At 44.8% G+C, this 20,550-nt stretch carries 14 protein-coding genes; 10 read left to right on the forward strand and 4 right to left on the reverse strand.

Annotated features, from left to right (window positions below; all coding sequences use genetic code 11):
* The first annotated feature begins 75 nt into the window (after nt 1-75).
* Genes K3T82_RS35920 through K3T82_RS35935 form a run of 4 tightly spaced genes read left to right on the forward strand, consistent with a single transcriptional unit; the run spans nt 76 to nt 6,694 of the window.
* Nucleotides 76-1,608 (forward strand): type I restriction-modification system subunit M, encoded by a 1,533-nt coding sequence (locus K3T82_RS35920; protein WP_236031775.1) that lies wholly within the window; start codon nt 76-78, stop codon nt 1,606-1,608.
* The gene (locus K3T82_RS35925; protein ID WP_220198283.1) at nt 1,605-2,762 is read left to right on the forward strand and encodes a restriction endonuclease subunit S; all 1,158 of its coding nucleotides are present in this window, start codon (nt 1,605-1,607) and stop codon (nt 2,760-2,762) included. Before K3T82_RS35920 ends, K3T82_RS35925 begins: the two co-directional genes overlap by 4 nt.
* Nucleotides 2,759-5,968, forward strand: coding sequence for a type I restriction endonuclease subunit R (locus tag K3T82_RS35930; protein WP_220198284.1), 3,210 nt, complete (start codon nt 2,759-2,761; stop codon nt 5,966-5,968). The genes K3T82_RS35925 and K3T82_RS35930 overlap by 4 nt, the downstream gene beginning before the upstream one ends.
* A 12-nt stretch (nt 5,969-5,980) precedes the next feature.
* On the forward strand, nt 5,981-6,694 hold the full coding sequence (locus tag K3T82_RS35935) for a M48 family metallopeptidase (RefSeq protein ID WP_236031793.1): 714 nt from the start codon (nt 5,981-5,983) through the stop codon (nt 6,692-6,694).
* Nucleotides 6,695-7,113: 419 nt separating this feature from the next.
* On the opposite strand, the gene K3T82_RS35940 is transcribed toward K3T82_RS35935, so the two are convergent.
* Together K3T82_RS35940 and K3T82_RS35945 are read right to left on the reverse strand one after the other, a co-directional pair.
* On the reverse strand, nt 7,114-8,268 hold the full coding sequence (locus K3T82_RS35940; protein WP_220198286.1) for an MBL fold metallo-hydrolase: 1,155 nt from the start codon (nt 8,266-8,268) through the stop codon (nt 7,114-7,116).
* Complete coding sequence (locus K3T82_RS35945; RefSeq protein WP_220198287.1) at nt 8,261-10,633, reverse strand: N-6 DNA methylase; 2,373 nt, start codon at nt 10,631-10,633, stop codon at nt 8,261-8,263. Before K3T82_RS35945 ends, K3T82_RS35940 begins: the two co-directional genes overlap by 8 nt.
* 793 nt (nt 10,634-11,426) lie before the next feature.
* Between K3T82_RS35945 and K3T82_RS35950 the strand changes: the two genes are divergently transcribed.
* A complete protein-coding gene (locus K3T82_RS35950; RefSeq protein WP_220198288.1) occupies nt 11,427-12,065 on the forward strand; it encodes a hypothetical protein in 639 nt (212 codons plus the stop codon).
* Here the strand turns inward: K3T82_RS35950 and K3T82_RS35955 are convergent.
* Nucleotides 12,062-14,980, reverse strand: a complete 2,919-nt coding sequence (locus K3T82_RS35955) for a helix-turn-helix domain-containing protein (RefSeq protein WP_268886706.1) — start codon at nt 14,978-14,980, stop codon at nt 12,062-12,064. The two genes, K3T82_RS35950 and K3T82_RS35955, sit on opposite strands and share 4 nt — an antisense overlap.
* Nucleotides 14,981-15,407: 427 nt before the next feature.
* Between K3T82_RS35955 and K3T82_RS35960 the strand changes: the two genes are divergently transcribed.
* Entirely contained in the window at nt 15,408-16,679 is a 1,272-nt protein-coding gene (locus K3T82_RS35960; RefSeq protein ID WP_220198290.1) for a helix-turn-helix domain-containing protein, read from the forward strand.
* A 168-nt stretch (nt 16,680-16,847) separates the two neighbouring features.
* Here the strand turns inward: K3T82_RS35960 and K3T82_RS35965 are convergent, their stop codons facing one another.
* Nucleotides 16,848-17,351 carry a hypothetical protein gene (locus K3T82_RS35965; protein WP_220198291.1) on the reverse strand — a complete coding sequence of 168 codons (504 nt, stop codon included), beginning with the start codon at nt 17,349-17,351 and terminating at the stop codon, nt 16,848-16,850.
* Between the two features lie 483 nt (nt 17,352-17,834).
* On the opposite strand from K3T82_RS35965, the gene K3T82_RS35970 reads away from it, so the two are divergent.
* From K3T82_RS35970 to K3T82_RS35985, 4 genes are read left to right on the forward strand one after another with little or no spacing between them, the layout of a single operon-like run.
* Nucleotides 17,835-19,022, forward strand: a complete 1,188-nt coding sequence (locus K3T82_RS35970) for a hypothetical protein (protein WP_220198292.1) — start codon at nt 17,835-17,837, stop codon at nt 19,020-19,022.
* Between the two features lie 17 nt (nt 19,023-19,039).
* Nucleotides 19,040-19,780 carry a CHAP domain-containing protein gene (locus K3T82_RS35975; RefSeq protein ID WP_220198293.1) on the forward strand — a complete coding sequence of 247 codons (741 nt, stop codon included), beginning with the start codon at nt 19,040-19,042 and terminating at the stop codon, nt 19,778-19,780.
* Nucleotides 19,781-19,835: 55 nt separating this feature from the next.
* Nucleotides 19,836-20,099, forward strand: coding sequence for a TrbC/VirB2 family protein (locus K3T82_RS35980; RefSeq protein ID WP_220198294.1), 264 nt, complete (start codon nt 19,836-19,838; stop codon nt 20,097-20,099).
* A gap of 14 nt (nt 20,100-20,113) precedes the next feature.
* Entirely contained in the window at nt 20,114-20,548 is a 435-nt protein-coding gene (locus K3T82_RS35985; protein WP_220198295.1) for a hypothetical protein, read from the forward strand.
* Nucleotides 20,549-20,550 lie beyond the last annotated feature (2 nt).

Consider the following 20,550-nt stretch of genomic DNA (forward strand, 5'->3'; position numbering starts at 1 on the left):
TTTTTAGATATCAAAGTACTGCTGTCTCACCTTTTATGGTAAATATTCTGTCGTGGAATGGAGTGCGGCAAAGTAATGCGTGTAGTTCAGAAATCTTTTTTTGAAGATCAGGCGCAAAAGATGATCAGCCAAGATGAAATTAATAGCATTCTCTGGAGTGCATGTGATACCTTCCGTGGAACGGTAGACCCTTCAGAGTACAAAAACTATATCCTGGTCATGCTCTTCCTCAAATATATTTCAGATGTATGGCAGGACCATTATGCTCAATACCAGGAACAATTTGGTGACGACGACGAACGTATCAGGCGCAGAATGGACCGCGAGCGCTTTGTGTTGCCAAAGGACTGTGACTTTAATAGCCTTTACCACCAGCGCAATGCCGATAACTTGGGTGAACTGATCAATATCGCCTTAGATAAAATCGAAGATGCAAACAAGGAAAAACTTGAGGGCGTTTTCCGCAACATTGACTTCAACTCAGAATCCAATCTTGGCAAGACAAAGGACAGAAATGTTCGCCTCCAGCAACTACTAGATGACTTTGATAATCCACGATTGGACTTACGACCATCACGCATTGGCAACCTGGACATTATTGGTAATGCCTATGAATATCTCATCGCTCGCTTTGCCTCTGGAGCTGGCAAGAAGGCTGGAGAATTCTACACACCACCAGAAGTTTCTGAGCTATTAGCACATCTTCTCGATCCTCAACCAGGTGAGCGCATCAGTGATCCAGCATGTGGCTCTGGCTCTCTTCTCATCAAGTGTGCTCGGCACGTGGGCAGTAATAACTACTCACTTTATGGGCAGGAGAGCAATGGTAGTACGTGGGCCTTGGCGAAAATGAACATGTTTCTGCATGGAGTAGACAACGCGCGCATCGAATGGGGAGATACGCTACGCAATCCACAGTTGATAGAAGATGATCGCCTGATGCACTTTGAGGTTGTTACGGCTAATCCTCCTTTTTCCTTGGACAAATGGGGGGCCGAGGTCGCTCCAGCAGATCGCTTCAAGCGTTTCCATCGCGGCATACCTCCTAAAAGTAAGGGAGATTATGCTTTTATCCAGCATATGGTGGAGACAATGGAGCCTTTCAAAGGCAGGGCTGGAGTCATTGTTCCTCATGGAGTACTATTTCGTGGCAATTCTGAAGAACATATCCGACGACAGCTAGTGGAAGAGAATTTACTAGATGCTGTAATTGGCCTACCACAAAATCTATTCTATGGTACTCCAATCCCAGCAGCTATCTTACTTTTTAGACGTGATAAATCTGATAGCTCTGTTGCCTTTATCGATGCTAGCCATGAATTTGAACCAGGTACTAATCAGAATAAATTAGGGGAAATTCATATCCAACGTATTGCCAAGACTTATTACGAACGTTTAACTGATGAACGCTATAGCTATGTTGCAACAAAAGGAGAAGTGGAGGCAAATGGCTATAACCTTAACGTATCCCGTTACGTGGATACATTTGAAGAAGAAAAAGAAATCAATCTAGCCAGTGTACAAACAGAGATTTTAAATATAGAAGCTGAATTAACTCAGGTACAAAATAAATTAATGAAACAGCTTCAAGAGTTAGGATTGTTATGAATCATAATTGGCTTGCTACAACTTTAGGTAATGTTTTAACCTTACAAAGAGGATATGATCTACCAGCATCTCAGCGTTCAGCATTAGGAAATTTCCCTGTAGTTTCAACAGCTGGTATAACTGGGTTTCACGATACATATAAAGTCGAACCTCCAGGTGTAGTAATACGCCGCTATGGAAGCCTAGGATCTGTATTTTACGTTACAGAACCATTTTGGCCGCTTAATACCACCTTGTTCGTAAAAGACTTTAAAGGCAACTGTCCATTGTTCATTTATTATTTACTCCAAAGCATTAATTTTGATAAGCTTAGTGAGAAAACTGGAATACCAGGTGTTAATAGGAATGATGCTCATCGTTTACCTGTATTTCTACCAACTTTAACTGAGCAGCATCGTATTGCTAATATCCTTTCTACATGTGATCGCACTATCGATCTCACAACACAACTCATTGCAGCAAAGCAACAGCACAAACGTGGATTGATGCAACAACTGCTTACTGGAAAGAAGAGATTCAGCCAGTTTATCCACTCTAATGAATTTCAGAATACAGAAATTGGGCTGATTCCTTCAGATTGGCACTGTACAGATATTGCCTCTATTGCAAAACATATTTCAGAACGTAATAGCTCGGGAGAAGATCTGCCGGTTTTATCATGTACAAAATACGATGGGCTGGTCGACTCGCTTAAATATTTTGGGAGGAAAATATTTAGTGATGATACCTCAACATATAAAGTCGTTCGCCTTCATCAGTTTGCTTATGCCACTAACCATATTGAAGAGGGATCAATTGGCTATCAAGAGCTGTATGACAGAGCACTAATTAGCCCAATGTATACGGTATTTCAAACCAATTCTATTGTCCATGATAAATTTTTATATGCACTTCTAAAAACTGAAACATATCGTCAGATTTTTGAGCGTAGCACCAGTGCTTCAGTTGATCGACGTGGCAGCTTACGGTGGAATGAGTTTTCACGAATAAAAGTACCTCTGCCATCACTGGATGAACAAAAATACATTGCAGAAGTCTTAGACGCATGCGATAATGAACTTGTGCTGCTTAGCAGGAAGCTAGAGTTATTGAAGCAGCAGAAGCAAGGTTTGATGCAGCAGTTACTTACAGGGAAGGTAAGAGCAAAGGTATGATGAATGTGCCGTCGTTTCGTGAAGAGTTGATCTCACAGATTCCCGCTCTCCAGTTATTAATGAATCTTGGGTTTACATATCTTCAACCAGACGAAGCCCTTAAGGCGCGCGGCGGCAAATTTAGTAATGTCATATTAGAGAGCATTCTACTCGATCAACTTCCCAAGATCAATGCGATTCGCTATAAAGGACAGGTCTACCAATTTAGCAAAGAAAACCTTCAAGAGGCGTTGCGTAAGCTCAAGAACGAACCATACGATGGCTTAGTACGCACCAGCGATAAGATTTATGATCGGCTAACACTAGGTGCTGATCTCCCACAAACCATAGAGGGAAATACCCGTAGCTATAATCTTCGCTACATTGACTGGAAGCACCCTGAAAATAACGTTTATCATGTAAGCGATGAGTTTGTGGTCGAACGCAGGCGGAGCAAGGAAACGCGTCGGCCAGACATTGTGGTATTCGTCAATGGGATTCCCTTGGTGGTGATTGAATGCAAACGACCTGACCTGAACAAAGGTGGCGATAATCCAGTCACTGAGGCCGTTACGCAGATGATCCGTAACCAGAAAGATGACCAGATACCAGGATTATTCATTTATAGTCAACTTCTTATGGCCGTCAGCAAAAATGCTGCTCGCTATGGCACTACTGGCACGCCAAAAAAATTCTGGTCTATCTGGGAAGAGGAAGGATACAGAGAGGCAGACCTACATAAGCTCGTCAATAAATCACTCAGTAGAGCGAAGAAAGACCTGTTGTATAACCATCGCGAGTATGCGCGGAATATACGTAACTACTTCAACCAACTAGAACTGGAAGGCGATCGCTTGTCTAGTGAGCAAGATAAAGCCCTCTATCACTTACTACAGCCAAAGCGATTGTTAGAACTGAGCTATCAGTTCATCGTGTATGACACTGGAATCAAGAAAATTGCTCGCTATCAGCAATATTTTGCAGTCAAGAAAACAATTGAACGGGTGGAATCTCTCAATGTTCAGGGCAAACGTACTGGGGGTGTGATCTGGCATACCACAGGAAGTGGCAAATCGCTTACTATGGTTATGCTCGCCAAAGCCCTAGCGCTTCACCCAACAATCACCAAGCCGCGCATTATCCTGGTAACAGATCGTATCGATCTCGATGATCAAATCTGGAATACCTTCGTGGCCTGCGGCAAGAAAGTGCATAAAGCTCAATCAGGGGCGGATCTTGTCGAAAAGGTTAAGGAAGGCAAATTTGACATCATTACTACCATTATCAATAAGTTTGAAGCAGCCGACAACAAGAAATTCAAAGACGAGAATCCTAACATCTTTGTCCTAGTCGATGAAAGTCATCGCAGCCAGTATGGAAGCTTCAATGCAAAGATGAGGCGAATCTTCCCCAATGCCTGTTACATTGGCTTCACTGGCACACCACTCCTCAAGGCAGAGAAATCTACAGTCGCTAAGTTTGGCGATTTTATCCATAAATATCCTATGCAGAAAGCAGTAAGTGATCAGGCAGTTGTTCCGTTGTTGTACGAAGGCCGGATGGCTGATTTAGGCGTGAATCAGGAGCAGATCGATAAATGGTTTGAACGGGTCACTCGTAACCTGAACGAGGACCAGAAACGAGACCTGAAAAACAAGTTCAGTCGTACTGAAGCCGTTAGTCGTACAGAACAACGCATTCAGCAGATTGCCTATGATATTACTGAGCACTACACGAGCAACTTTCAGGGCACGGGGTTCAAGGCTCAATTAGCAGTTGACAGCAAAGAAATGGCTCTGCTTTACAAAAGGTTTCTCGACGACTTCGGCGAGGTCAGTTCTGAGGTCATTATTTCTCCACCAGATACCCGAGAAGGCAATGAGCAGGTAGATAACACTAAATCACCTGAAATGGAGGCCTTCTGGAAACGTATGATGGAGCGTTTCGGCAGTGAAGACAAGTATATCTCTGAAATCAAGGCCTCCTTTGCTCGCCCTGATGGTTGCGAAATCCTTATCGTAGTCGATAAGCTGCTCACTGGTTTTGATGAACCTCGTAATACTGTGCTCTACATAGATAAACCACTCAAAGAACATTCCCTGCTGCAAGCGATTGCGCGTGTCAACCGCCTCTTTGAAGGCAAAGATTTTGGCTACATCATTGACTACCGTGGTGTTCTAGGAGAACTCAACATGGCACTCAACACATACAATGCCCTAGCCGCCTATGACACTGAGGATGTTGCTGGTATCCTCCCCCAAGCCTCGGAGGAGGTCAAGAAACTCCCACTTTATCACGCAGCATTGTGGGATGTCTTTAAAGAGGTCAAGAATAAAAAGGACACTGAGGCCCTTGAGCGCTTCCTGGAGCCAGAAGACCGACGCCAAGAGTTCTACGAAGCTCTAACCGCCTTCGCGAACTGCTTAAAGATAGCTCTGAGCACCTCATATTTCTACCAAAATACTCCCGAAGACCAGATCAACCGCTACAAAGAAGATCTACGCTTCTTCCACAACCTGAGGATATCAACGCGCCAGCGTTATGCCGAAACTATCGACTACAAGGATTATGAGCAGAGAGTGCGCAAGCTCATGAATCAGCATGTGACCTCTTCAGAGGTCAAGCCAATAACCGAGCTGGTCAACATCTTTGATGGAGAGGCTTTCGCCTCTGAAGTTGAAAAGGTCAAAGGTACTGCCGCTAAGGCTGATATCATTGCCTACCGCGTAAAGAAGACAGTTACGACACGCCTGGCAGAGAATCCCCAGGTATACCAGCGTTTCTCGGATCTCATTAACAAAACCATCGAAGACTATAAAGCAGGTCGACTAAACGAAGCTGAATATCTCAAGCGTGCAAGTGAGGTACTGGAACAAGTCCAACAAGGAAAGACCAGCAGTATGCCCGAAAAGTTGCGCCGCTATCGCGATGCTGCCGCTTATTACGGAGTATTAGAGAGTATTCTGGAGTTACGAGAACAAAAAATAAACGAACTTATCTCTGAAGAGGCTTTAGCTGACATAGCAATTGGGATTGAAGAGAGACTAGAGAAACACAAGATTCGTGACTGGGTTAATAATAATGATGTCAAGAATGGCATGAAAACCGATATCGAAGATTATCTCTATGACATTGAAAGCCATTATGGTCTAGCTCTGACAGGTATCGAAAAGGACCTTATCATGGAGCAGGCTGTTGAAGTCGCGAAGCAGCGAGATAGGCTGTAGTATACTGTGAGTATGACCATAAATAGCAGCCTACCATTTGGTAACACCATCATCGAATATTGTATTGACTTTGCCCAGCGCAAAACGGCCTCCATTGAGGTTCATCCAGACCAGGGAGTCATGGTAAAAGCTCCTGAAGGGAGCCAGCTAGAAGCCATTGAGGACCTAGTTCATAAGCGAGCGAGCTGGATTCTCAAACAGCAACAAAAGTTTGCTAGCTATGCTCCGCAGGATATACCACGCCAATACGTAAGCGGTGAAAGCTATCGCTACCTTGGGCGACAATATCGTCTTAAAGTGCTTGAAAGGGATGAGCCAAGCATAAGATTAGAGCGAAGCTATATTTATATCACTGTTCCTGATAAACGCAACACCAAGCAAGTTCAGCAGATTTTAGAGCAATGGTATCGTGACGCTGCCAAAGCCATATTTCAAGAGCGCTTAAGCGTCTGTTATCCACGTATAGAGCGCCTTGGAGTACTGTATCCTACATTATCTGTCCGTGCTATGAAAACACGCTGGGGAAGCTGTGGGCAATCAGGCTTGATTATCCTCAATCCCAGGCTCGTGCAAACTCCCCTGGATTGCATCGACTATGTCCTTCTTCATGAACTCTGCCATCTAAAAGAACATAACCACAGCAAGAACTACTATCACCTCCTCGACCAAATTCTCCCCAATTGGCGCGAGCGAAGAGAAAAACTCAACAAATTTGAGCTAGGTTAGACAGTTGGCTAACTTAAACTCACCGATGTTTGTAGTTTGTTATTCTCTTTACTAAGGCGAGTTTTTGCTTCTGCAGGTTCACAACCTCAATTGAGATCCTATGTTTTCTATCATACCACACTATGTATGCTTGCATTTCATCTAATGCATTTCTCCAGCGCTAAGACTAGATAAAGATAGCTGTTGCTCTATTATAGCCAAGAAGTGTTTTAGGTATACTAATAGGAATGTGTTGTGCATCTCTACGGCTCATTCGTGGCTTAAAGCCAGCATCAACAACGCTTGGGACACTTGAGCAGTAGACAACTGAAGCTCATTTCAAACAATGCCTCCATCGAAAATGTGCAAGCTTTCAGCACATAACTTTAACAAAATATTCTAAACGACATCAATGAAACGATTCACAGGGCCGAAGAGGATTAAGGGTTGACCATAGCATGTCCCTTCTCAAGATACACAGACCTGACTATATTAACTACCAAATATAGGAGTTGATAAACAAACATGTTATTTTTCTTAAGATCCTCGACACCACGTATTACCCCGCCTCCAGGAATACTTATCGGCTCGCGGAAATTCCCCTGAGATGGAAGGTGTATAAGGTTATTTCTTAAAGAAGTAAGAATACCGTCGAAGTCTTTCGATATAACCTTAAGGCATTCGAGATCCTTTTTGCGAGCTTGTTGAAAAGCAGCTGAGAGCCCTCTGATAGGTACTTGTTCTTCTGATTTAATCTGACTAGTAGATAAATAATCTACTATTTCATTATTTACCTTCATATAAAGATTAATGGTTTTATCAGAGTTCTCAAAAGATGCTTTGCTAATTTCAAAAGTAATGTCATTATAGGATTTATCTGCTAGTTCTGATGGAATAATTAGGTCTTTCACATCTTTATCAGCTCCCTCTATACTCACAGTAAATTGATTAGATAATTTTCTGAAATGCCAATAGACGGGCATGTATATTTTTTCAGCTTTATACTGAGGAACTCCTTTCCCATCTAATGCATCCCAAAGCGCCGCTTCAAGAATGACGGAAATAATGGAAGCTGCTGGAAGCACTAGCCCTTGACGTAAGAGCGCAACGCAACTAGCAATGTGGTCAAGAATAGCATAAGGAACAACTGGTGCATGGATGTTGACAGAGGGGATATGCCAATCCAAAACTACCGCGCTGTCATTCACTTTGGCATCGTCTATAATCCAAGCAATTTGCCAGTGTCCGTTTGGAGCAAGACGAATAATTTCAAAGTCATAATCAGTAGTAAAATTAATATTCTGTGTAATAACTTCGCTAATTATCTCTGGCACATTAGCGACTAGGCTAGAAACAGCATGATAAAACTCCCATGGTGCATCTCCACCTGTCAAAGAGAGCATTAATATAATGTTCTGTACATCAAATGCAGTTATTTCTGGAATTGAATGCTTCGTAACTTTTTTTCCAACAATAGAAGAAAAGGCATCCATCCAAATAGCATCGGCATTAGCTACTGATTTGGTGAGATTTTCTCTTAAATCATTTAAAATCTTTCTAAGCTGATGCAAGTCGAGACAAAAACGGTTATGCATTGTCCTCTCCTGCCTGAAGCTCTTTTACCACAATCTCTTTTGAGGCAGCTTCAATACGATTAGCAAGTTGGATCAAGCGTTGAGCAGTTGCTAGCATTTCATGAAGGCGATCAGCAATATCTTTTTGAATTCTAAGGTTTGGTAGAGGGATCAGAATTGAACCGAGATCACCACGGCGAATATAAGGTTGAGCACTGGACACAGCCTGTTTTTGAAGCACTTGCTCTTTGCCTAAAGTACTACTCAAGACAGCAGCGAGAAAGAATGGATCAACTTCAGCAGGAGAGCGAGGACGAAGTATAGTGACGGCTCCACTTGCCAAGGTATAGCCAAGAGTTTCGCCAATAATAGCAGTAGCTCGTCCTAGATATTTTCCAGTAGTAGTAATAAGAACATCACCCGTTTTTACCTGAATGCGTTCAAAATGTATATAATCTCGATAAGATACAAATGGAGATTCAGAAGTATCAAGAACAAGATCTCTTACAGCTCCAGCCTGAAGCACCATCGCAGTATTATCACCCTTTTCAACGTAATTACTGGGGCCAAAATTTCTACCACCTATAATTTCCACTAATGATTCCAGAGGAACCATAGAATAAGAACTTTGTTTGAGTGTTTGGACAAAGGTACGTTTATTAGGGTTATGAGCGCTAGCATTCCAGGACTCTATTTTAAGTTCATTGCTAGAAATTAACCAGGCATTCCAATAATCCTGTTGAGTTTCTTCTGGTACTTGGTTAGTTGTCATAAATGTTCTAACCACTTCTACGAGGGATGAAAAAATCCCTGAAGCTACACTCCTTTGAGATTTACCAATGTTAAGAGATTGAATCTCAGCTAACAAAACCTGCCCAACTTTAGATGAGCTAGATGGTTTTTTCTCCAAAAGAAGAATAGAAGCCTTACCTGAATGGCCCACTTGAACAAAAGCATCTACGGGAAGGCTAATAATTGCTTTTGGGATTGCTACTTGTAATATCCAAGCACGAGCACGAGCATAAGCAGGAGAAGACAACAAAGTGTCTGGCAATAAAATACCTAAAATACCCCCAGGTTTTAAAAAATCTAATGCTCTCTCTACAAAAAGCATCTCATAAGTAATGCGGTTAGAAAAAGAAGCAATATCAAACTGATGTAGAAAAGAAAAACTTCTCGGAATCTGCCCTACCGGAGGATCAAGAACAACAACATCACAAGATTCTCTAAAATTAGTATAAGCATTCTTATCAAGAGCATCCGCCTTTACAAGATCATTAGGAGGAAGGCCATTTAGAACAAAATTTGTAAGGGCAAGCTCGGCAACTTCTGCGTTAATTTCGATGCCAATAATAGTTTTTTCCGGCAGAGATGAGGATAACATTGAAATTTCTGATGTAGGTGTAATTTCAGATGAAGCTTGCAAATGCTTGGCTGATTCTATCGGAAATAGGCCAGTACCACAAGCAGGATCAAGAATGCGCATACCAGGCTGGGGATTCACTAATTGAATAAGGAATTGTGCTAAATAGAGAGGAGTTGTATATACATCATGATCCAAGCGAACCATATCCGAGAAGAGATGCCAAAATAGTTGATTTATTGCATTATGAGTAATAGTTGAGAAAGCGTATTTCTCCATCATTACGACAATTTGTTTCAAAACCCGCGGAGATAAATTCCATATGCCCTCCGAAATAGAAATTGTACTTAGTTGAGCAAGAGCATTGTTAAAGAGAGAAGCAATATCGATTGATAATTGTGATTCTGTTTTCTGATCAGAACTAAAGAGACTCTTTCTACCTAATGTGATGTTCTGTTCATCATGTAGTTTGGCAATCAAGATACGGTTAATTTCACTGCCCATACGTAAACCATAGCCAGTTCCCTCACGCACAAGTATCTGCATGACAGAATGCATGAGATCAAAAAAATGTTGAGGATCAGTAATTGGCTGTAAAACGTTTGAAAACAGGGCAAGCTGCTGTTGATTATATGCATGTGGTGCGTTTTCAAGAGAGAGCAATGAACGCCCTCCTGAACTTCGCTCGAACCAGTGATAGTGTATTCCATCTGTCACCAAAAGATAGCGAACACTTTCTCCAAGATAGGCTGCATAGCTAAATACTTGTTGAACTGACGGGGCCAGAAGTGTTATTTCCGCTGGTATTTGTGATTTTACCTCGGCAACAATATAGGGTTGTGTCTTATCTTCATCAAGATAGACAACGAGATCCGCAATAGCGGTTATAAAGTCCTTTTGGAGTTTTACATTTATATCTAAATATTGGTATCCTAATTGATAAAAGTAAGGAATAATTTTTTGATTCATAACGATAGACTCAGAAAGAGTGTCAGGATTTCTCGGATTTGAATAATTCATCATAACTCCTCAATGCAGGACGCTTGCTCAATTTCTTACTATATACAAGGAACTAGTATACATTACACTATAGCAATTTAGTAGTTTCTTATGACAAAAAGGTTACTTGCCGAGAAATAATAAGCCACACATTGCTTGCCTACCAGTAGAGCTACATTAAGTGATGAAGACCTCATTGTTTGAGCTTATTTCCCTCGGCTTCTTTGAGCTCTTCACCGGATAATGTGGCTCTATTTGCCTACCTTCCATTCGTCAAAAAATCGGCACATCCACGCATTGGCAAATTTGCCAACATTTTCTGCTCAATTACGAGTGATGCATATTTCTCTTAATAGTAGGGCCAAGAAAGACTAGCAGAAGAGAGAGCATTTTAGTAGCTAGTCTTGTTAATTCCTATTTTACCACTTCTCATAATATTTGCTATTTAGATCTATTTGTGCACTTAAATAGCCAGTTACACAATGCTTATAAACCCACTTTTAGAGGATTTAATGTTATATAAACACAAAACATGTAGATTCCTAACATGTATAAGTTTAAAATGGGACAAGGTCCTATCACAATAAATATTAGGTGTGCAATGGCTGCTTGCTTATGCTATGCTATGTGAGAGTATGAAGCTCAGCATGAATAAGCCACTACTGCCAATAGAGGATAAGTGCTAAGAGGTTTGCCTTGTAGTAAGGCTGTTTTTGCTAAGAACATGCTCATAATGATAGGTTGGACCACGAGGTATAGGGCAGGAGGCCACTAAGGGTAAAATATTAATTTGCCTATTGATATATGGAAGGTAGCTATGGAACGTTCGGCGCAACCTACTGGTGAGGAGAAGTTTTCTTCGTTTAAAGGGCCCTGGGAAAAACTTGCTTATGTCGTTTCTACGGTGACAAATCCTCTCTTTGTAGCCCTCCCCCTTTGTTTGTTAGTTGCGATTGCCACAGCACCCAACGTCTGGCAGGGATTACTCTGGTGGGTCGTAACCGCTGTTGGGGTCTCATTAGCGCCTCTTATTTTTGTTTGGCAAGGGGTTCGTCGGGGACGCTATACTGATCATCATGTCAGTCGGAGGGAGCAACGCCTGGTGCCAATGTTATTCGCGACTGGATGCGTGGCCCTTGTCTTTGTTGGTTTGTTGCTACTGCATGCCTCATCGCATCTGTTGGCAACCATGGTCGCGGTCATCGTTGCTGTTCTGCTTGCACTTATCATTACCAAATTTACAAAGATAAGTTTGCATATGGTCGGTATGGCAGGCGCAGTAACCGTCATCATACTGATGTATGGGCCTATTTTTCTCTCTCTGACCCCGTTGGTATTTGTCGTCGGCTGGGCCCGTTGGCAGGTTCGCGCTCATACCTCTTTCCAGGCACTGATTGGCACAGTACTTGCAGCTGTTGTTACCGTGATCACCTTTCGACTATTTGGGCTCTTTTAAACTGGCGGATTTGCATGACTGTCGCATTCAATATGATCGATGTTATCCGTATGGCGAATCTGTAGCTTCTTGTTTGAGTGATGAGAGATTTCGCCTTGCATCTCAAGCTTGTCAAAATAATCTCGTAAGAGCTGGTGGGCAAACATATATCCGCCACCAATCTTGCGAAGTAAGATGCTGTCAGCCGCATAATCCAGAAAATGTGCGTAGTTCCGAGGCATATACCCAGCACGCCAGCAATACCATCGTAATACATAATGTTTCACCCAAGCACCACCACCTTGTAGGATGAAGCATTGCAGCACAAAGATAACCCCAAAAAGTATAGTAAATCCTGCGCTCAAGATAGGCCATCCTCCCAGCCTACCTACGAATCCAAACGCGAAACCACTGATCAGGCCACTTGCAACTCCTCCCACTAGCCCGAAGACACATCCTACTAAAAGCGCATTTTTGAGAGAACGGCGGATGCCTTCGTTGGGTCTGACGAACTGATGCTCATCCAATATATCACTAGACCACCCGCTTGCCAGGCTTCCAGTAAAGATTGCGGCCAATCCACCCACCAGGCCAACGATCATTCCATAGATTATTCCATAACGCATACCATAAGCGAGACCATAGAAACCACTACTCGCGATGCTCAAAGTTATGGAAACCCCAAGCATAACCATCATGCCCAAAAGAAGGCCCTTCGTAAGGGATTTGGTCGCATGATAGCGCATATTACGCCATGACCAGGCAACTCTTTCTACGGGCTCTATTCCGCTCCCTAAATGTAGCAGATTGGTTCCTCCTCCGGCACCAAAGATAAGACCCATAAATGCGCCTGCGATGGCTCCATAGGTGAGAACGTACGTATTAATACCTCCAGCGAGCAAGGCATAAACGCCTCCAAATCCGACACCGGCGCAACACCCATAAAATACTGTATCCCAAAATCGCTTGATAACATTGCTTTTCTGCCATTGTTTATTTTTTTGTAAGGGCTCAGAAGGATCTTGTACTATATGAGCCATTTCTGGCTTACTTTTCAAACCATTGATTAAACCTGTTAATAAACCAGCAAGTAAACCACTAAAGAGTCCCATACTTAATCCGCTTTCAAACCCTCCAATCAGACCTTGACTCAAGCTAAAAAGAATGCCTGCAATAAGCGTGACACCAACACCTATCAGGCTAGCGTTACGGAGCCCACTTGTAACACTTTGCCATAATGTCCTCCAGGAGAAGATTGGCATTGGAGAACCCATCAGAAGCGTGACGATGACAACGACAAGTGCAAGAAGAATGCCGAGACTTCCACCTGCCTCTAATCCCCCTCCTAATCCAGGTTTCATCCAACCCAAAACATCGTTTCCTGATCTACCTCCCAGTTCCCCAAGTAATCCAATACCTACACCAACTTCGTCTCCACGCTTGCCTCCACGTATCCAGGCGAAGAGCGCTGCTACTACAAAAATATCTATCCCATAAATAAGCCTGAGAATAGCGGCCTGATAGCGCTGATATGCTGTATGTGGGAGCCAGGTAGGTTGCAAGCGCTCAAGATAGAATTCGCTTTGATTATGTGCTTGCATCTGTCGTGCTAACCATGATAGCCAATGATTGGTCTGATCAAGCGTGTAATTGCGTTGCAATAGGCCTCTCTTCGTCACTCGTTCTACATATGTCTGAAAGATATTCTGGCGATGTACAGGAAGAGAAGAGATCAACGATGCTTTTCCCTGGGGTGTTTCATGATAAATAAGTGTCAGAATATTTAGCATCAAGGGAGTTGTGACCATTGCTTGCAGGTCTGGATCTTTCTGAAGTGCCAATCGCATTGATTTCACGTTGAAATTCTCATGCGATGTATACTGATCAACCTGTTGCTCCGTCAATGGTTGAGCTACAATAGCCTTATTCAGTAATATACGAGCAGGTTGTGCAAAATAATCGTCTTGTCGACAACAGACAACGATGGAGACGAGACCATGCGTTTGTCTGTAGGTGTTGATAGCTTCAATACATTTTGTGCGATAGTCACCCGCCATCTCATCAAGCCCATCAAGCATGAGTGTGATAGCTTCCTCTTCTATCCAGGCTCTTGCTAGATTTGGGGGAACCTGATACCGCATGGTGAATTCTTCAATTAGCCACTCTTGCAATGGTTGTTGTTTCTCAGCCCACGACGACAAATTAAAGACCACTGGCATTGGGTGTTGCTCATTCTCTTGTGCGCGCATGAGGAGCTGCTGAGTCAATTCCAAGAGTAGCGTTGTTTTTCCCGCACCTGGCTTTCCTAGAATGAGCACTTCACCGTCTGCCTCATCATACACTTGGATGATTCTGGTTCCAATAGGCAACAAACGAGCTGGTAAATTAGATTCTTGAACAGTCTGATGCCAGGGATTATTCACAGCGTTGGGTTGCTCATACAATTGCAACCTGAGTAAGATTGACCGAAAGAGAGAATGCTGAAAAAATCCAACGATCCAGAGTGAATACACACGATTCAGAAGGTGCAATCTTAGGCTATCATTATTCACTTGGGCAGATAAGGATATTGCTTGAAGTGGTGGGAACGCTTGGATCTCGATCTCTGTAGTGTCCACAATAGAGCGGTCTTGAGGAAGAGAAATCGCGACGGTTTCTAAAGAAGAGGGCACAATAGCCTTTTGAACGGATGCGACTGCAACCTGTAATTGAGAATTGTCAGCCTCATTCTCTTCAGCAAAGGAGAGCCCAAGCTGCTCTGGAGACTTTCCCAATAATTCACATAGGCGCTTGCGCACGTCTGGTAGAGGCGCGCGTATTCCTCGCTCCCAGCTACTAACAGTCTGTGTGTCAACGTGTAATTTCTCGGCCAGGATCGCTTGGGTCAAGCCCTGATCCTTACGCGCATTCTTCAATAAAACATTTGCTTGTGCCATGAATATTTCGACTCAAAGTACCCGAATGCGCATCCCTGCAGCGAAATATAGATTTTATCTAGAATATGTGTCTAAAAAGCACCAGATCTACCTATACGTTATCCTTCCTCATCGATATTAACACATCCTTTTTTCTCGCCACAAGGTTTTAATGGTCGGAAAGCGACAAAATGCGGGTGTACACGCCTTCTCTATGGGTCCTGTATGAGTCCTGTATGAGTTTTGTATGCCCTCTGTTCGTTCCCCTCGCAGTCAATTGCTGGCACACTAGCAGACAGAAAAGTTATGTGGAGCATGGATCGCAATGCTTTTCTCAGAGCACCTGCTCAAGGACGAGCTTCTTTTTCTCTTTAGCGCAGGCATGTATTTCACTGGCATGAAGTGCATGGCATACACATTATCTCTCGATTAGAGGGGGAAGCTATCTATGAAGAGCGAAGAGTGGAATTATCGTGCGATCTCGCATTTTCGCCTGCATCGTCACCTTTCACAACAGGCCTTGGCTGACCTCATGGGTGTCAGTCGTCAAACTATTCGTCGCTGGGAAACTGGCCGCTCGCATCCCCAGGACTATTATCAGACGAAGCTTTGTCAAGTTCTGGGAGCAACCAAGCGCGAGTTCGGTTTTGATTCACAGACCGATTATCCGAAACTTGCTTCACGCGGCTTCCTCTACGATCCAGCTATTCCACCTCTTCCAGACATCCCTCTTATGGGGCGCTACAAAGAGTTAGAACATCTTCGGTTTCTCCTTAATGAGAAATTCCATCCTTTGATCGCGCTCCACGGCCTTCCTGGAGTTGGAAAAACTTCAATTGTGACGACTCTAGTTCACGATGCTACTATACAGGAGCATTTTCGTGATGGAATACTGTGGGCAGAGTTAGGTGCTCAACCAGACATAGATGTACTCTATCAACGCTTGGGACAGGAGCTTGGTCTCTCATCTACCGACTTGCAGGAGCATCATGAAACCTGGCCTAAGGCATTACGAAGGGTTATTGGACAAAAAAGAATCCTTCTCGTCCTTGATGATGTCTGGAACATTGACGATGCACTTGCTCTCAAGGTGGGAGGCCCCAACTGTGCATATATCTTGACCAGTCGTTCCCTTCGCGCAGCTGCAAGCTTTACGATTGACAGCCTCATACAGATCCAGGAACTCAGTGAGGACGATGGGCTCACCTTACTTCATATGCTTGCGTCCTTCAGCGATTCTCTCGAATTAAACCATTCTCAGGCATGCTATCTCGTAAGAGCAGTTGGCAGCCTCCCACTAGCCCTTACCATCATGGGAAACTATCTCCGAACGCAAGGAATCACAGGACAGGCACGCCGTCTTCAATCCGCTTTGTGCCGTCTTTCTAACATACATGAGCGTATGCATTTGGAGCAAGTATTAGGTCTACATGGGCTTCATTCTCATCAGAAACATTCCCTCCCACGATCTTTGTATGCTGCCATCTCGGCTACAGAGCAGTACTTATCCGAGCGTGTGCGTATTGCGTTCTCCGCGCTCTCAGTCTTTCCACCGAAACCAGCCAGCTTCACCGAAGCAGAAGCTATCACACAAGCGCAATGCTCCGTTGATGTACTGGATGCGCTCAGTGATGCAGGCTTGATCGAATGCATTGGAGATGGTCAATACATGCTCCATCCAACGGTTGCCGACTATCTTCAACTGCGTTGTGCCGAGTAAATGCTACACCTCCCGTCCTGCTCTGGGAGCGTGGGCTGCGAATTCAGCTTGAGCTTTGCTACAACTTCTGTGAACCAGAAGATCTTGAAAGTACCCTGCCAATAGATGAAGGGGGGAGCGCGAAAAGAAAAGCGTTCATTGCCAATGGGTTTCGCGGCCCACCTCTTCTCATGAAATCATTCCCCGCTTGGGTTTGGGTATGAGCCATCCAATACACCAACCCAGCCCTGCTGAAAACAATAGGTTGAGCACAACAGGGATGATGGTGGTAAGAGAGACAGCAAATGTGGTTCCATTGCTGTTTAGGCTTGGTGCTACCAGACTCACTGGTACACAGACCAGGATACTCACACATACGAACAGCCCCACCACCAGCAGCGCTTGACGCCGATTTTCAGTAGCCCACAGTGTCCAATAGGCACAAACACTCGCTATCAGCGTCGCAAGCGGGTAGTAAAAGACGACGAGCCAGAGGAACCATTGTGGTACGTGGGTAACTTCATCGACACCAGGAAGTGACCACCCAATGGATGGAAGAAATACCCAACCAAAGACGAGAGGGAATAGGGTAATGAACGTATTTTGCGGGAGCGCGATCCCAACCAAAATTCCCAGGACAACAGCGACGAACAAAGTTATAAGCCAGATTGATTTTGGAATACGCTTTGACATACCTTTATCTCCAAAGATAATTTATCTGCAAGAATGGAAAGCATCTTGAGAGCAGTATAAACTTTCCGAGTAGGGAACACATGGGGCATATGTCCTATTGAAGGGCACTCTCTGCTCTTGCGGCAATACCCACGTGAGCAAATGGCAAGACCTAAGTTACATTTACATGAGTGTTCCCGAGCAAGATGATACATGAAAAGTGATCCATAAAATGATACAACTTGTTTCTATCTTTCTCACAGAGAAACCAGTATAACTAAAGTGCGGAGAGAAATCCTCCCCGTTGCGAATGAGAGGAGGCACAAGTCAACATTGCAGTGAAACAAGAGACAGAGAAAGGTATGCCTATGTAACTTCATGCGATGAAGATATGCCAGTAAAGAAACCTTTGTTATTCATTCAACCTAACGTACTACCTACAACAGCACGTTAGGTCAACCTGTGGTATTTCACACATTTTATAAAGAGATTGTGAGGTGATACATGCTCTTACGACGACCCACCATGGATTTTACTCGACGCATTGCATCGCCACGACCATCTCCTGGCACTGCATCCAAGCGCATTTGGCGTGCGTTTTCATCTCTTGGGTTGCTCCTTGGCATCTGTCTTGTCGTGGGAACGATGCTCTCCAGCACAATCACTCCCACTTCCCAAACCCTATTGTTTCCTGCTATTGGCAAAGGAGGGGTTGCGGTACCCTCCAGCCCCCAACTCGGGATTCCCGGTCGCACCCAGACCCCAACCACATCAACACCTCAAGTGGGCTTTGATGTCAAACAATGGGCTATTGATGGCTTTAAAGGTCTGGTTCGGTACATGCTTCATGGCATCGCCAATACCCTGGAAGGGCTTGTGACGTGGGCAGAGAGCTGGGGCGTCATCAATGCAACCCCCAAGGACCTCACCTATGAGCATGACACCGTCAAGAAGCTCCATGCCTGGAGTGTTGGAGTTCTAGATGCTGCGCTGGCACTCTTCCTGACTATTGGTGGATATACCTATATGCTAGGTGGCTATCGCGATTTCCGCCAGATTGCGGTACGTTTGCTCATTGCGGTCATCGCAGCCAACTTTAGTTTGTTCTACATTCCCCAGGTCATCGAACTGCAAAATGCCCTGACCAGTAGTCTGCAAACGCTCTTTGGCAGTAAGGTAAACTTGCTCCCAACTGGCACGATTGATACCTCTAGCGGTTCGACGGCCTTGCGGATCGTCTGTTTTTATCTGGCTGAGTTAGTGATGTCGATCATGATTCTCTCCCAGCGCTTTGTATATCTGGCTCTACTGGACTTCCTGATCGTACTGGCTCCACTTGGCATTGCCTGTTTTACCCTTCCACAAACGCAGGAGTGGGGCAACTGGTGGATGCAGCTCTTTGTCTCGACTTTGCTCATGCCAATCTTACAAAACCTCTGCCTCTACCTATCTTCGACCATTCTGGCGGCGACGGGTCCAAAAGGGGTGTCCGTTGTTGGGATGCTAATTGGTATTGGAGGACTCTATCTTGCCTTCAAGCTTCCAACTATGCTGGTCTCCAAGCCCCTTGGATTGCTCATGAATGGAGTCCCTGATGGAGTCTCGATAGGGGTAGCCGGAGCACAGGCGGTCCAGGGAGCCGCCGAAGACACTGGCGAAGCCATAGCCAAGGTCGCCATACTGGCGGCTTGAGAAGAGGAGGGAAATGTATGGGAATGCTGATCCGTCTGGGTGTGGTCGCGGTGGTAATCCAGGTGCTTGCCTTCATGTTCTTTGTGGTCATGCTGTTTGCTCCCCTGGCAAGCGTGCTTCCAACCGTCGGCGTTTCTCAATCTGGTCAGGTGCGGATTGAGCCTGGGAAAGGTGCAACCTCCATTGTGGAGGCGGCTCAAGCCCTCTCACAGCATCTCTCGGGAGTGCGCTCAAATCTCTATGATCCCAATGATCCGTTTATGCGTCCGGTGTATGCCTACTGGAAGAGTATCTGTCCTGGCTCCAATGATGATGTGTGCTGGTACGCACACACAGGAACGCTGCAATGTGTCTACTTTGCGGTCGGGACTTACTATCTAGCAGGTTATCCGTTACCACAGATTGCCAATGCGGTCGATTTCTGGCCGAAGTATCAACACCAGCAGGGGTGGCGCACCATTTCCTCTACAGAATATCCTCCGAGCCAGCGTGGATTCCCTGCTCCTGGAGATTTGATGATCTGGAAAGGCGGAGAAGCTGGACATATTGCGGTAGTGCTTGCGGTAACCCCTCCTCACAACGGGAAGGATGGCTCCGTCACCGTGGCACAAGCCAATGCTCCAGGCAATCGCTGGCCTGCTGGTCAGAGCGCAGATGCTGCCAACTGGTACACGATGCCGCTGCATCCAGACCTTTCTATTGAAACCTGGACGAAGCCTGATGTCTATACCGTGCGTGGCTTTCTCCGTCAAGCGTAATGCTCATCATATTGACAAGACAAACGGATGATTTTAGAAAGGAGCTCCTTTTTGTATGCTTTTGCTTGTTTCTTCACTCGTGCTGGGAGCCAGTATCGGTTCGGCTTTTAGCAATCTAACCACGCTTATCACAAGTTATCTCATCCCTGTGGTTGCCTTTGCCCTGGCGGTGCTTGGATACATGTATATCACGTCTCTTGATGATTACCAGCGTGCGGCCCACATCAAACGCGCGATTGGCATGGTGATTGTGGGAGCCATCATCGTCGTGATTGCCACAACCATCTCGACCGAACTGGTCAATAACATCAAGAAATAAGGAGTCAATCCTCGATGGCGGTCTCATCCCAACCCAAGCAGAGCTACCAGATTCCAACCCATCTCAAAGTTGCAGACACCATCACACTTGAGATCTTTGGTTTTTCACTCACCATCACCATGCGCCAAGGCATAATTGTGCTTCTCGGCGGCAGTTTGGTGTATAGCACCTGGAATCACCTTTTCTGGCTCGATCAATGGGCTGGCGGTGGTCCCCTCCTGCATTACATTCTCACAGGCATGCTTGCCTTTGCGACGTTTATCATCGCCACCTTCCGCTTCAGAGAGCGCTCTCTCGAAATGTGGTTGATGCTGGCACTTCGATATTATGCTCGTTCACGCACCTTCGTCTGGCATTCCTCCACGCTCCTCACGATGAGGGAGGAGCATGGTATGTCCATACCACAGTCTCTTGCGACTCGACCTGTTGAACAGGAGGAAGAAGCATAAAT

The organism is Ktedonospora formicarum (assembly GCF_016587355.1).
Lineage (GTDB): Bacteria > Chloroflexota > Ktedonobacteria > Ktedonobacterales > Ktedonobacteraceae > Ktedonobacter > Ktedonobacter formicarum.